11 protein-coding genes and 3 pseudogenes are annotated in these 13161 nt (G+C 59.2%); 4 read left to right on the top strand and 10 right to left on the bottom strand.

Annotation, left to right across the window (positions count from 1 at the left end; translation table 11 throughout):
- A pseudogene (locus tag FSO04_RS35485) lies at positions 1–114 on the top strand (IS5/IS1182 family transposase); the annotation flags it as partial.
- On the opposite strand, the gene FSO04_RS35480 reads toward FSO04_RS35485, so the two are convergent.
- The 3 genes from FSO04_RS35480 to FSO04_RS35470 form a co-directional block, all read right to left on the bottom strand.
- Complete coding sequence (locus FSO04_RS35480; protein ID WP_154566181.1) at positions 111–476, bottom strand: glutathione S-transferase family protein; 366 nt, start codon at positions 474–476, stop codon at positions 111–113. The pseudogene FSO04_RS35485 and the gene FSO04_RS35480 sit on opposite strands and share 4 nt — an antisense overlap.
- 572 nt (positions 477–1048) lie before the next feature.
- Positions 1049–1831, bottom strand: coding sequence for an alpha/beta fold hydrolase (locus tag FSO04_RS35475; RefSeq protein WP_154566184.1), 783 nt, complete (start codon positions 1829–1831; stop codon positions 1049–1051).
- A gap of 158 nt (positions 1832–1989) precedes the next feature.
- Positions 1990–2631: an HD domain-containing protein gene (locus tag FSO04_RS35470; protein ID WP_154566180.1), complete on the bottom strand. Its 642-nt coding sequence runs from the start codon at positions 2629–2631 to the stop codon at positions 1990–1992.
- 134 nt (positions 2632–2765) lie between these two features.
- Here FSO04_RS35470 and FSO04_RS35465 point away from each other — a divergent pair, with 134 nt between their 5' ends.
- Positions 2766–3803, top strand: coding sequence for a GlxA family transcriptional regulator (locus tag FSO04_RS35465; RefSeq protein WP_154566179.1), 1038 nt, complete (start codon positions 2766–2768; stop codon positions 3801–3803).
- Between the two features lie 10 nt (positions 3804–3813).
- On the opposite strand, the pseudogene FSO04_RS47860 reads toward FSO04_RS35465, so the two are convergent.
- The 3 genes and pseudogenes from FSO04_RS47860 to FSO04_RS35450 form a co-directional block, all read right to left on the bottom strand.
- Positions 3814–3945: pseudogene (locus tag FSO04_RS47860) on the bottom strand (alanine--glyoxylate aminotransferase family protein); the annotation flags it as partial.
- Positions 3946–4038: 93 nt separating this feature from the next.
- Complete coding sequence (locus FSO04_RS35455; RefSeq protein ID WP_154566178.1) at positions 4039–4413, bottom strand: VOC family protein; 375 nt, start codon at positions 4411–4413, stop codon at positions 4039–4041.
- A 67-nt stretch (positions 4414–4480) separates the two neighbouring features.
- Positions 4481–4804 (bottom strand): annotated as a pseudogene (locus FSO04_RS35450) (helix-turn-helix transcriptional regulator); the annotation flags it as partial.
- Positions 4805–5025: 221 nt separating this feature from the next.
- Here FSO04_RS35450 and FSO04_RS35445 point away from each other — a divergent pair.
- Complete coding sequence (locus tag FSO04_RS35445; protein WP_154566177.1) at positions 5026–6459, top strand: DEAD/DEAH box helicase; 1434 nt, start codon at positions 5026–5028, stop codon at positions 6457–6459.
- A 417-nt stretch (positions 6460–6876) separates the two neighbouring features.
- Here the strand turns inward: FSO04_RS35445 and FSO04_RS35440 are convergent, their stop codons facing one another.
- From FSO04_RS35440 to FSO04_RS35430, 3 genes are all read right to left on the bottom strand, one after another.
- Positions 6877–8004 (bottom strand): aminotransferase class V-fold PLP-dependent enzyme, encoded by a 1128-nt coding sequence (locus FSO04_RS35440; protein ID WP_168435956.1) that lies wholly within the window; start codon positions 8002–8004, stop codon positions 6877–6879.
- Between the two features lie 334 nt (positions 8005–8338).
- On the bottom strand, positions 8339–9547 hold the full coding sequence (locus tag FSO04_RS35435) for a hypothetical protein (RefSeq protein WP_154566176.1): 1209 nt from the start codon (positions 9545–9547) through the stop codon (positions 8339–8341).
- Positions 9548–9640: 93 nt separating this feature from the next.
- The gene (locus FSO04_RS35430; protein ID WP_154566175.1) at positions 9641–9907 is read right to left on the bottom strand and encodes a hypothetical protein; all 267 of its coding nucleotides are present in this window, start codon (positions 9905–9907) and stop codon (positions 9641–9643) included.
- 236 nt (positions 9908–10143) lie between these two features.
- Here FSO04_RS35430 and FSO04_RS35425 point away from each other — a divergent pair, with 236 nt between their 5' ends.
- Positions 10144–10713 (top strand): lipid-binding SYLF domain-containing protein, encoded by a 570-nt coding sequence (locus FSO04_RS35425; RefSeq protein ID WP_154566174.1) that lies wholly within the window; start codon positions 10144–10146, stop codon positions 10711–10713.
- Positions 10714–11662: 949 nt separating this feature from the next.
- On the opposite strand, the gene FSO04_RS35420 is transcribed toward FSO04_RS35425, so the two are convergent.
- Positions 11663–12775 (bottom strand): porin, encoded by a 1113-nt coding sequence (locus tag FSO04_RS35420; RefSeq protein WP_154566173.1) that lies wholly within the window; start codon positions 12773–12775, stop codon positions 11663–11665.
- Positions 12776–13161 lie beyond the last annotated feature (386 nt).

Genomic DNA, 13161 nt, shown 5'->3' with positions numbered 1-13161 from the left:
CGTCGCCTCGCACGTGATTACGAGCGACTACCCGAAACGCTTGCCGGGCTTCATTTCGTGGTCTTCGCAATACTTATGCTCGTTCACGCGGTGCCAGTACTTCAAAGTGCCTAACACGCTCTAAGCGCGAAAGCACCACCGTTTGGCGCAATCACTTCGGTGATGAAATAGAACAGGCGATCGAAAAACAAGGCGGCCTCCTGGCCCGGATCGGGCGTTAGCCTCTCCCGCGATCGACTCGCCGCATAGAACATGATCGCGTTCGATTGGGTAACGACAAGGTCTGTTCCTGCCTTGCCTTCTTCGACCATGACCGGGATAAGCCCACGCGGGTTAAGCACCCGAAACGCAGCAGTCTTGTGCTCCCCGGCTCTCAAATCCACGCGGCTGACGGAATACGAAATGCCAGCCTCTTCCAGGGCGATGGCCGCCCTTCGGCTGTTGCCTGTTTGTGCTCCGTAAAGACGGATTGCCATGAGCGCATCTCCACTTAACCTTCAGGACAGGCCCTGATTCACGCGCGCCCTTCGAATATCAAACGATGCCGTGGACTACCGCCACGAGAGGAGCGCGGAAACCAGCTTCGCACACTGTCTGCAACCGCCCACGCAAAGAGCGCACTGGCGAGAGGGCTGGCTCAGATCTATGGAATTGCACAGACGGAGGCGCCGTGCGAACTGTGACAGGCCTTCACTCCGGGCTGCAGAAATGTTGGCCTGGCCGAGCAGCCAGACGCCGGCGTTCTTTAAGCACCAGGGAGGAAAGGTCGTATCGCAGCGGCGGAGATGTCTGGCGGCGTCAGGCGGCGATTCGTCGTTGAGCCACCTATGTAGCGCTCCGCGATCCTCCAACCGTTATCGGTCGCGCGAAGCCGGTCAAGCATTGGCGAATACATCCAGATGAAGAAGCGTTCTCTGTCGCGCTTCTCAACGCCAATTCGCGCTGCGTGCATCGGCGGCAAACGGCCCGCCGACTAGCGCGATGAACCCCTCGGCCGGCAGGCGACGGTCAATTTTGCGGGAAGCCGTCGTTCAGGGGGTCCTCGAAGTTATGTCTTCAGTTGCTGCATGAATTGGCGAATTACTGCTGCGACCGCAGCCGGATTCTCGAGAGGTGACAAGTGCCCCGTACCGGGCAGCAGAAGCATTTGGGAGCCCAGGATTCGCGGCAATAGCTCGCCGCGCAATGTCTCTGGCAGATCCACCTGATCAAGTTCCCCAGCAATAACTACGACGGGTACATTGATGGACAAGACGTCAGCGGTAATGTCTTCGACCATTCCGCCGAGTGGCCATGCAATCTTGGCCTGCGGCGCACCCCGCAGACTATCGGCGATAACCTGTTCGCGAAGCTCCGGTGCCAACCTGTTCGCGGTGAGTACGTTATCAAGCGCCCAGGTAATCGACTCCCGAGTGTCGTAGACTTTGGCCATCTCGGCTCGCTGGTCAGCGGAAAAGGTCATCGGTGACGGAGGCGACGGCGCCACCAGGATGACGCCCTGGAGCCCCGCAGGCCGACGCGACGCGAATAGCTGCGCGACCTTCCCGCTCATTGAGTGACCGACGACGACATATCGCTCGAGATTCAGTGCTTCAATTACGTCCTGCACGTCGTTTGCGAGATCGCCGATGCCATAACCCTGCTCGGGCGCGTCCGAATCACCCCAGCCGCGATGATCCATAGCTACCGATCGATACTGGCCCGCCATGTCACGGATCACGCCGTCCCAGGTTCGGCTTGACCCGCCGTAGTAATGCAGAAACAGAAGCGTTGGTTCGCCGTTCCCGCGCTCGTCTACATAAATTTGCGTTCCTCGTGTTTTGACATGCATTTCGGTTTTCCTGATCTGCAGCTTATTTTCGATGTCGGAGGGCACCGTGCGAATTGCCGGTGCAAGCCGTTTCGCAAGCGGGAGAGAAGCGCCGAAACCAGCTTCGCGCGCAACATGCGCGGCTGCGGACACGGCGGGCGCGCTTGCGGTGCGCTACCTCAGCTTTCAAACGGCGCATCATTAATCAGGTCGCACACGTTCGGAATATCGAAACCGTGTACATGGCGACGGCCGATATCGGCGATTCCGGTACCGACGGTCGTATGGGGTTTTTTTCTGGCGACCTCAGCCAGCGCTTCGGTAAACGCGGCTTTAAATCCAACGCGGGGGTAGAGCGCGAGCGTGTCATCGATCAGCGACGGCGTGACTTCGTCCAGAAACAGCCCGAAGACGTCGAGATGTGCGCCCATATAGACGAGAGCGATTTCCGGCTGCTTGCGATCGGCGAGGCCGCCAGCGGAGTGAAGCGCGATGGCATCCCACACGAGTTGCGTTTTCGCTTCCGGGTAGTCATGGGCCAGCAAAAGGCGGCTGGCCGCGTCGGCACCATCCACCTCAAAGCGTTGGTCGGCAGAAAATTCATCCGTAAGGCCAAGGTCGTGAAGCAGCGATGCGAGATACACCACTTCCCGATCGTATTTAAGACCTCGCTTCCTGCCCAGGAATTCGGCGAACCACCATGTCCGATGCACGTGATGCATCATCGCTCCGGAATGGACGCGCTCGACCAGAGAAGCCGCTTTGGTAGCGATCTCCGAGTCTGGAGCACTCACTCCCCCAACAATCACAGTTTCACGCATTGCATACCCTCCGGGTCGTGCGAACTTACAGAGCGATCCAGTGTAGGCGGTTCGTCGATGGCTCAAATGACAGATCGCGGACGATTTCTGCCACAATCGTTCTCCCTATGCCCTGATACGCAGCTCCTCTTTCAATGAGAAAACGGACGAAACCGATCGCCCCGCCTGCAGACCCGAGACAGAAGCGCGTTGTCATATTGGGTCTACCGCCAGTGGACGCGCTCGACGTGATCGGCCCGGCGGAAGTCTTCGCGTGGGCGAACCAACTGGACGGCAGTGGAACTGCCCCGTACATGCTCGAGCTGGTTTGCTCAGCTGATGATGTGTACCTGGACAGCGAAACAGGTATTGGCCTCAAAGGGCATAGCACGCTCGAGCAGGAGCGTCATGCGAACAAGCCGATCGATACCTTACTTGTGACTATGGGCTCCAGGACGTTCGAACAGATCGATCAGGCAGCCATAGACTGGATTCGGACCCGCTCACAGACAGTGCGTCGCGTGTGCTCCATATGTGTTGGAGCGTTCGCCCTGGCTGCTGCGGGCATACTGGATGGTCGCAGGGCGACGACGCATTGGGGCGCGGCACGGCGCCTGGCGGAGCGCTATCCCAAGGTACAGGTCGACCCGACTCCTATCTGGGTGAAAGACGGCAACGTGTACACGTCGGCCGGCATATCGTCTGGAATCGACCTCGCGCTCTCGCTGGTCAGCGAAGATCTGGGAAATGACTTCGCCCTGGAAATTGCGAAGAATCTGGTCCTGTTCTTACGTCGTCCGGGCGGACAGGCGCAGTTCAGCTTCGCACTTCAGTCGCAGCGCGCGCACAACTCAGGTCTGAACGAGTTATGTCTCTGGATCGGTGAGCATCTGCACATGGACCTCACAGCCGAAGTCATGGCAGCCAGAATTTCAACGAGCGTCAGAACGTTGATACGCATGTTTCAGCGAGAATTGCAGACCACACCCGCAAGATATGTCGAAAACGTCCGGCTGGAATCCGTTTGCCGTTCGCTTGCGCTTGGCGAGAGATCGATGCAAGACATCTGTCGTCAGAATGGCTACGACAGCGTCGACGTGCTAAGAAAGGCATTTACACGCCGCTTCGGGGTGAGTCCCGCAGAGTACGCTCGGCGCTTCGGTAAGAGCGTCGAGCCGATGCAGTCCGGTTGACATTGGCCGCATATCCCGCACTGGCCTTCATGACGTCACGCAACGTTGCGAGACCGTCCGTGGGCATCGTTGCGTGGTACGCGAACCCACCGTTCTCGTAGGCTTCCATGATCTGCAGCCATTTGCGAAGATCGCAAGCGAACCAGCGAAAACTGAACCCGCCATTGCGAATCACCAGACACTTCTTGCCCGTCGCGAACTGTCAGGGAAAGTTACCGTGGTCCGGTGGACTTTCTCAACGCTTGGGTCGAGAAAATATGTTGACGAGGTTCCCATCCGGGTCGCGCAGCAAGAGAGCGCGATTGCCCCACGGCATCAACGTCGTCGGCATAACGATTTCTGTCCCCGACGCATTCATCCGTTCGAACACTGCATCAACGTCCTCCACTTCAAACTCCAGGATCGCCGACCGATTCGCAGCCGCAGTGGCGGCACCGACATTAAACAGCTTGATCAGGTGCTCAGACGAAATCGCAAGCACCGCCTCTTCGAATTGTATTTCCGCAAACCCATCAGCCGGCCGTACAGCCTCGAGACCGGAAAGCCTTCGGTAAAACTCGACCAGACCTTCGATATCCTGGGTAACAACACGAACAGACGCAAACTTCATTTTGAGCTCCTGGCTAAGAAAGGGAGCTCAGTCTAAAAGACGATGCTGTCAGATTCTGGCAGTATCGTGCGGCTATCTTCGCAAGCGCGCTCAGCGCGCCGTCCGATAGCGTCTTGTCGCAGCGATCAGCCACCCAGCGCATGCCAAGAACCAAAGCATCGAGTTCCTCTGAGCGGAACATCATTGGTGGCAGCATGAAACCCGGTTTCATCACGTAACCAACGCCCGGCTCCCCCTCGATCATCGCTCCTTGCGCCTGCAAACTGGCGATGTCCCGGTATAGCGTGCGAATGCTCACACCGAGTTCCTCGGCCAAAGCTTGACCACGCACGGGACGTCGGTAACGCCGTAGCACTTGCAGGAGACTAAGAAGACGTTCAGAGCGGGCCATATGTTGATCCTGATATCGGAACTCAAGTAAATCGACGAGGCTATCGGTTACTTCGAACCGAATGCAACAGGTTGCTTCCGGATAGATATCGCATTGTTGACGATCTGTGTGGACCGCTACGTTTTTCAGTGGCGATCAACGTCGATCTTTTTGACCTTTGATCTGCGCGGCGCAATCAGGCGGTAACCGCTAGAATTGCGGCTTTAGCCCGGAATACGCCAATGTCTTTTGCCTCGCTTGGCCTGATCGATCCCTTGCTGCGTAATGTGCAGGACCTCAATTACCAGACACCTACGCCGGTGCAGGCCAAGGCGATTCCTGCTGTGCTCAGTGGCAAGGACGTCATGGCTGCGGCACAGACCGGCACTGGCAAAACGGCGGGTTTTGCGCTGCCGCTGTTGCAACGGCTAGTGCAACACGGCCCGGCGGTGTCCAGCAACCGCGCGCGTGTTCTGGTGCTGGTGCCCACGCGTGAACTGGCAGAACAAGTGCTGCAAAGCTTTATCGAATACGGCAAAGGCCTCGACTTACGATTTCTGGCCGCCTACGGCGGCGTGAGTATCAACCCGCAGATGATGAAGTTGCGCAAAGGCGTGGATGTGCTCGTTGCCACGCCGGGCCGTTTGCTAGATCTCAATCGCCAGAACGCAGTGCAGTTTGATCAAGTACAAACGCTGGTGCTGGATGAAGCCGACCGCATGCTGGATCTGGGCTTTGCGCGCGAACTCAACGCCGTCTTTGCTGCCTTGCCCGCTCAGCGCCAGACCCTGCTGTTCTCTGCCACATTTACCGATGATATCCGCGCCATGGCGGCGGGCATTCTGCGCAGCCCGGTCAATATCAGCGTCAGCCCGCCCAATGCCACGGCCAGCAAGATTAAGCAGTGGGTGGTGCCGGTGGATAAAAAGAACAAGCCTGACCTCTTCATGCACCTTGTGGCTGAGAACAACTGGGAGCACGCGCTGGTGTTCGTCAAAACCCGCATTGGCGTGGATTACCTGGCGGCCATGCTGGATGAAGCGGGCTATGCGGTCGACACCATCCACGGCGACAAGCCGCAACCCGCGCGCCTGCGTGCGCTGGAGCGCTTCAAGACGGGCGAAGTAAGTATGCTGGTGGCCACCGATGTGGCTGCACGCGGGCTGGATATCGACGACCTGCCGCTGGTGATCAACGTTGATCTGCCGATCGTGGCGCAAGACTATGTGCACCGTATTGGCCGTACCGGCCGCGCGGGCGCCAGCGGCGTGGCGGTGTCCCTTGTGTGTGCCGATGAAGCGCCGCAACTGGCCGCGATTGAAGCGCTGATCCGGCAAACACTGCGCCGTGAAGAAGAGCCGGGTTTTGAAGCCGAACACCGCGTGCCGCAAACTAGCGCGACAGGCGAGATCATCAAGAAACCCAAAAAGCCCAAGAAGCCCAAAGTGCCGCAAGCTGCGCCGCGCGCCACGCAGGTGCCCAGCAATAAACCGCGCCCGCAAAGTGGCGAAAACAAACGCAAGCCTGCGGCGCAGGGCACTGTGGCCGCGGGCAAAGGCACAAGCTTTTCCAGCGGTAGCCCATTCAGCGTGCAAAAGCCACGCAGCAAGCCAGCTGCGGGTTCACGTAAGCCGGCTGGCAAACCCGCTGGTGGCCGCGGCAAACGCCAACCCTGATCCGTGGGGATGAGTAACACCAGCCCTGGAACAGGCTGGCGGTTTGTGGCCCGCTGGCAGGCAGCGGCGCGGCTTCGGCGTGCCTCAGCTCGGCGGGTAACGGCGCACTGAATGCAGGATTCCATAACAACTTCGGGGCCGAACGGACGTTGAAATCGTGCGTAGCGAGCGTCCGAGAAAGACCCTGGGCTACGAGACGCCAGCCGAGCGATTCCAGCAAACTATTGCATCCCCCGGTTGAATCCGCCCCGATGACCTGCCGATCACCGATGCGAAGTGCCAGACCGTTGATCGGCCTTATGCGAAGCTTTCCATAAGGCCGAATAGTGCGTATAGCCTAGCCTCGGTTTCCTCCTCCCGAGGCGTTCGCGATGACGACCAATACGCACATCCTCCGCAAAACAAAAAAAAAATGCCCTAAAGAATACTGTCCAGCGCCTTCGCGAGCCTGGCCACCGCACCTTCAACGTCATGCAGTTTGTCCAGGCCGAATAACCCAATGCGGAAGGTCTTGAAATCTTCAGGCTCGTCGCATTGAAGGGGAACGCCAGGCGCGATCTGCAAGCCGGCATCAGCGAACTTCTTACCCGATCGTATTCCGTCATCGTCCGTGTAGCTGACGACGACGCCCGGAGCCTCAAAACCTTCGGCCGCCACGCTTTTGAAACCCTTGTCCACGAGGAGTGAGCGAACGCGCTTGCCGAGTTCAAGCTGCTCTACTCTCACTTTATCGAAGCCGTATGCCTCGGTCTCCTTCATAACATCACGCAACGTAGCGAGACCGTCCGTGGGCATCGTTGCGTGGTACGCGAACCCACCGTTCTCGTAGGCTTCCATGATCTGCAGCCATTTGCGAAGATCACAAGCGAAACTGGTGCTAGTTGTTTTGTCGATTCTTTCGCGGGCAAGCGGGCTAAGCATGACCAGCCCGCAGCACGGTGACGCGCTCCATCCCTTTTGCGGCGCGCTGATCAGGACGTCAACGCCGCTCGCCTTCATGTCGACCCAGACCGTGCCGGACGCGATGCAATCCAGTACAAACATGCCGTCGACGGCATGCACAGCGTCGGCCACCGCGCGCAAATAAGCGTCCGGCAGCATGATCCCGGATGCGGTTTCGACATGCGGCGCAAAGACCAGATCCGGCTTGTTTTCCCTGATCGCAGCGACCACCTCTTCGATCGGTGGCGGTGCATAGGCAGCCTGTCTCCCTTGTTCGACCGGGCGCGCCTTCAGCACGATCGATTCAGACGGAATGCCGCCCATGTCGAAAATCTGCGACCAGCGAAAACTGAACAAGCCATTGCGAATCACCAGACACTTCTTGCCCGTTGCGAACTGCCGGGCAACGGCTTCCATGCCGAACGTCCCGCTGCCCGGCACGACAACGGCCGACTTCGCGTTGTAGACTTTCTTCAGAGAACCGGAAACATCACGCATGACTCCTTGAAAGAGCTGCGACATATGATTGATTGATCGGTCGGTGTACACGACTGAATACTCGAGCAGTCCCTCGCGGTCGACATCGGGAAGTAAGCCTGGCACGTTTGTCTCCGGTTATAAACGAATATAAGGATCGCAAACACATTCTAACGAAAGCCGCCTGCAACGGTATCGGCCGAGACGCCCCCGTTACCCATCCAGCAAGTTTCGGCATGAACCAGCCGCCGAGTCACGCCGGTTGGGAATGCGCCAGTGGCGACAATCGGTACGATTATGGACCTTCGCAGGAATCGCCCTGATGGGCGGCCGGAGTCACGGCAGTGCCATCGCACGTGTCCGGCATGCGCATGTTGCTGCCATCATGGAAACGGGACGCCTGTAACGGCCCGTTGCATACGTGAGTCGCGCGCCCAGCGGCACATGCGAGTGAGTGCGCCTACTCCCATCCCTGATATCCGACAGGCTGCGCCGGATTGCCGTAACCGGTGGGGTACGGCCGGCGCAGTTCAGGCGGCGTGTACATCTCGTTGTATGCCGGATAGGCAGGCGGGCGGCCCACTATGATGACCTGCTGCGCCGCTGCTTGAGTGGGCGGCCGAGGTACATAGGCGGACTGCGCGTCAGCCGGTTGGTACCGCGCGGGCGGATACGGAGCTGGCGCGTATTGGTTAGGCTGAACAGTTCGAGGCGGCGGCGCGTATTCCCGCCTGGCGTACCCACCTGACTCCTGAGACTCTGTTGACGTCTGGTTATACGCCGGCGTCGCTGCGTATTGCTGGAGCTGCTGATTCTGATATTGCCGGGCTTGCCGGTTGTAAGCCGCTTGAGTCCCCTGCTCCGCCGCGTATTGCGGTTCCTCATCGGCCTGCCGATATTGCGGCACCGCCCGCTGAGCGTTCTGCAAATCGCGCCTCTGCGTCAACTGCGCGTCGTCATCATGCGGCAATGCCGTCACGGATTGCGTCGGAATCAGTATGGGAGGCTCGGACTCGGTGGCAAACAGCTTCGGCGACGTAGTCCGCGTAGAAACTTGCTTCAGAGGCACGGGCTGCATTTCAGCCCGCTTAGGCGGCGTAACCCGCAGTGAAGCCTGCTTCAACGACGCGACCGCGACCGGTGCAGAGACCCGCTTCGGCGGCGCAGACGCGACTTGCGCGGAGCCGTGCTTCAGCAGCACAGGGCCGGCCTGCGCGACGACCTGCCGGGGCGGCGTGGCTCGCGCAGCAGCATCCCGCTTCGGCGATGTGACCGGCGCGGATACTTGCCTCAGCGGCGCGGCTTGCGCTACGACCCGCCTTGGGGATGCAACCCGCTCGGCAACCGGCTTCGGCGATGCGGGCATGGCCGGCACAGCAAGCTGCTTTTGCCGATGCTTCACTTCGTCGCCCAACGTCGCATAGGATTTCGAGTCTTCCCTGGCGCGCGCGTTATAGCCGATGAAATACGCATAGCGCAGGTCTGCCAGGCGCGCCTGAATGTCGGCATCGGTAGAGACGCGTTTTTCGCCGGGGTCGAGAGATGCGTCGACGGTCGAGTCTTCGAAGGCCGAGGCTGCGGCATCAGCGGCACGGGCGGATTCGGGATGCAGCGCGCCCACAGAAGACATAAGCGCAGCGGCTACCGCGACGAGCACTTTTTTTTCCATACTTTCACCTCGGAATTCCGTGCGACAGACCGCGTGGGATTCTCCAATCTCCGGACCGGACCTTCACTCGCGCTTACGGGATATCGACTATTTTTAGCACGTCCTTAAGGGCTCAGGGTAGTGTTTCCGGGTATAACCCAGGCGAAAGCCTATGTGCCGAACAACCATAGCAATACTGACGTTGTCGGTCCGGAAATTCTTGCCTGCTCCGGCGGCAATGGAACCGACGAGCATGTCATCGTTGGCGGCGGCGGTGAGGAGTGTATTTCCGCCGGCAACATCTGGCGTGTGAATCGACTTGATCGCGGGCAAGATCCGGTCATGGTCACGGAAGTTCAGCTTCGGATGGGATGCGGCCATCAAGGGACGCCCGGCTAGGCCTATCGAGGGATCTAAAGCTTTCGGTTAACGGCCATCCGTCTCACCCATCATCCGTCGTCGACGGAGTTCTTGGTCGGCTGACTCAGGACAACGCTATTGGACCAAGGTCCAATTGTTTGATCGGACCGCAACTACCACTATTCATGTGAGTCTCGCTGTCGCGGCGCGTGCGCGCTCAATACCGCGATTACGATATGTTTAATGGAGCCTGCATCATGATCAGATCCCTTCGGTTTGTTCTCGCGATTCCTGTCTTTCTGTTTGTCGTGGCCTGCTCGACGAACCCGACCGTTGCTAATGGCGGAGACCCTGAGTTAGTCGACAAAGCGCAAGCGGCACTTCAACAACTATTTGCCAGCACTCCAAAGGCGAAGGAACTCCAATACCAGGCGAAGGCCGTCGTCGTGTTTCCCGACATTGTCAAGGCCGGGCTTATCGTCGGTGCGCAAGGCGGGAAAGGGGTGATGTTTGGTCCAGACGGGAAAGTCCTTGGATACTACAGAGCACGCGCAGTCTCGTATGGCCTGCAGGCTGGCGCCCAATCGTTCTCGGAGGCCTTGTTTCTCATGACCGACTCGGCTATGACTACGCTCACCAGCGGCGCCGGATTATCGGTTGGTATGGGGCCGAGTGTCGTAGTAGTGGATGCAGGGATGGCCAGGTCTATGACAACTACTACGTTGAAATCCGATGTCTACTCGTTCATTTTTGGCCAAACGGGCCTGATGGCCGGTCTTGGCATGCAAGGCCAGAGGATTGTTAAGTTTGATGAAAACGATAAGTAAAGTGCGAAATATGCCCCCGGCACGTTTTGCTGGCCTACAGCGGGCTGGGGGGGCGGTCCGGCAACCGTGCGCGCCAATGCGGCCGCCGATCGGTCGTGCGGGCCGAGGGTGGTCCCAGCAGCTTCAAGATCGCAGTCCGCCTCCCCGCCTGCTCTCCTCTTGGGGGCTCGTTTTGATGCAGTTGGCCGCCGGCCGGCGCGGCGCCAGCCTACGCGGGATTCGGCGCGATTTCAGGGCCGGCCGAGCGATGCAGTGTATTGCGCGCGGCCGGTATCTTTTTTTTTGCGTTGCCGGAGCGGCTTGGATGCTTTTCGCTGCGTATCGCTCCTCTCGCGGTTCTGAGGATTGACTTATCGCTTTAGTCGTCGCCTGACTGGATTGCGTGTGTTGCACGAGATGTTTGCGAAGGGCTACGGCCTTCGACTGCGAGCATCCAAGGCGCTTTCGAATCGCAGTGACCGTGCCGCGGAGCGTTCCGTCTCGGATCGCCGAACCTTTTCTCTATGGCGAGGCGTACGGCGAGGATGAACACACCAGCGGAAGCCAGCGACACTAGCAGCACGGTCCATTCGACGACCGGCCGTCCTGCTTGACGCTGTGTACTTTACCGCGTATCCGCCGAATGTCCCGTTCGACGCGTAATCCCGCCATACGTGCACAGAAGGTGGCCGTACGGGAAGGGTCGACAAGGGAAATTCGCGTCGAGGCAGAGCCGGTGACTGACGGGCTCCGGGTTCGGCCATCTACTGACGTTGCCCCACGCTTTCACCCGGACGTTCGAAGGACCGCTCCGCCCCGATAACGGCCCTTCGTGCGCCGCACACGTCAGGCGTGTTGTCGGCCGGACCGGTCATCCGCAGCACATTGCGCCCCACCTGCGCGCGTATAGAAAAAGCGCGCGCCGGTGGTTCGGAAGCGCGATGCCCGGCGGCAAACCGGGCAGCACGAATCAGAATATGTTGCGAAGGCCGAGCGCGACGCCGGTCTGGTTGTTGCGGCCTGGAAAGTCTGCTTTCGCCGCGCCAGTGCCGCGGATGAAATCGACCGTGCCATACACTTCGGTCCGCTTGGACAGCGAGTATTCGGCTAGCAGCACGCCCGAGTAGCGGACGCCGCGGCCGAGCGTGGTGCCGTCGGCGTTCAACGCATTGCGGGAGTGATCGTAGTAGGCTGCGGCAGTCAGCAGCAGCGGCGGCGTGACCTGCCAGGTGGTACCGACGTAGAAGCCGTCGTCGATGCGGTTGGTATTCGTCACCGGCGCCGAAAAGGCGGCAGCCGGCGAGTTCGCGGCCGACATGAAAAGGTCGACCATACCGGTGTTGTCCTGCGCATGCAGCCAGCCTGCGTAAGCCTTGACCGTGCTGAACGCATAGACAGCGCTCACGTTGACAACATTGAACTTGTTGTTGTGTGCATCGCTGTTCTGCTGAAAGCCGGCATCAAGGGACAAGCCGCCGTACGTATAGGCCGCCGTCAAGCCGTACATGTTGTTCGCGCCGGTGCTGCCGGCCACACCGCCAAAGCTATACATGGCTTCCACGTTCAGGCCGCCGAACTGGCCGTTGTACTTGACGGAGTTGTTCTGGCGCAGGCCGTATCCGAGTGCGCCAGGCAGCCAGCCGTCCTGATCGTAGTTACCGACGGTCAGCGGGTCGTAGACGTTCCCTAGCTGGTCGAATAGCGGCGTATTCTGGCGACCGAAGGTCACCGTGCCATACTGGTTGCTAGACAGCCCAACATAAGCCATCCGGTTGAAGAGGGTATTCTGGCTCGCAAACTGGCCGTTCCACAGGTTGAAGCCATTCTCAAGCCGGAACACCGTAGACAAGCCGCCGCCCAGGTCTTCAGAACCCTTCAAGCCCCAACGGCTTCCGGTGATCGGGCCGACGCCCATCGATACCTGGCTGTCGTTGTTCGCATTGGCGTTGGTGAGATAGCGGACGCTCGTGTCGACGATGCCGTACAGGGTGACCGAGCTTTGCGCGAAAGCGGATTGGGCCGCGATGGCGATAAGTGCGCCACCGATGGCGCTGATGGTTTTCTTCACAGAGTATCTCCCCATGTTTAGTTGTAAGGCAAACCGCTGGTCTATATAACCGCTGCGGTTCATGCGCGGCTTTTGGCCTGCGCGCAATGATATTTCCGTCAAATTAAATCGGGATCTGTTTTCAATTTTTGTCTCCCGTTTACAACATTGGATTGACTTTCGTATCACCGGACAGTGCCAGCGAATTCTTGTATATGGTCGGAACAGCCCTGTTATGCCTGCTGCCGCTCAGCGTTGTTGAGCGGCAGCAGGCCAGGCTGACGGCACAAAGCCGCAGAAACGCGACTAGACGCCAGAATAGCCGGGGTGGCCGGTTAACCTTGAAAGCGGTCGTCTAGATGCTGCATGGACGACCGTCTGAGGTGGGTCGACTCCCGTCCCACGTCTCGCTCGGAAGTTGA

Source organism: Paraburkholderia madseniana (genome assembly GCF_009690905.1).
In the GTDB taxonomy this organism is placed as follows: Bacteria; Pseudomonadota; Gammaproteobacteria; order Burkholderiales; family Burkholderiaceae; genus Paraburkholderia; species Paraburkholderia madseniana.
Note: the sequence above shows the minus strand (reverse complement) of the source record. Positions and strands in the feature narration are given on the sequence as shown.

Excerpts from the sequence above, each read along its gene's own strand:
- FSO04_RS35445 (WP_154566177.1), top strand. The coding sequence starts at position 5,026 with ATGTCTTTTGCCTCGCTTGGCCTGATCGATCCCTTGCTGCGTAATGTG.
- FSO04_RS35475 (WP_154566184.1), bottom strand. The coding sequence starts at position 1,831 with ATGCATGTCAAAACACGAGGAACGCAAATTTATGTAGACGAGCGCGGG.
- FSO04_RS35480 (WP_154566181.1), bottom strand. The coding sequence starts at position 476 with ATGGCAATCCGTCTTTACGGAGCACAAACAGGCAACAGCCGAAGGGCG.
- FSO04_RS35455 (WP_154566178.1), bottom strand. The coding sequence starts at position 4,413 with ATGAAGTTTGCGTCTGTTCGTGTTGTTACCCAGGATATCGAAGGTCTG.
- FSO04_RS35425 (WP_154566174.1), top strand. The coding sequence starts at position 10,144 with ATGATCAGATCCCTTCGGTTTGTTCTCGCGATTCCTGTCTTTCTGTTT.
- FSO04_RS35420 (WP_154566173.1), bottom strand. The coding sequence starts at position 12,775 with ATGGGGAGATACTCTGTGAAGAAAACCATCAGCGCCATCGGTGGCGCA.
- FSO04_RS35470 (WP_154566180.1), bottom strand. The coding sequence starts at position 2,631 with ATGCGTGAAACTGTGATTGTTGGGGGAGTGAGTGCTCCAGACTCGGAG.
- FSO04_RS35465 (WP_154566179.1), top strand. The coding sequence starts at position 2,766 with ATGAGAAAACGGACGAAACCGATCGCCCCGCCTGCAGACCCGAGACAG.
- FSO04_RS35430 (WP_154566175.1), bottom strand. The coding sequence starts at position 9,907 with ATGGCCGCATCCCATCCGAAGCTGAACTTCCGTGACCATGACCGGATC.
- FSO04_RS35435 (WP_154566176.1), bottom strand. The coding sequence starts at position 9,547 with ATGGAAAAAAAAGTGCTCGTCGCGGTAGCCGCTGCGCTTATGTCTTCT.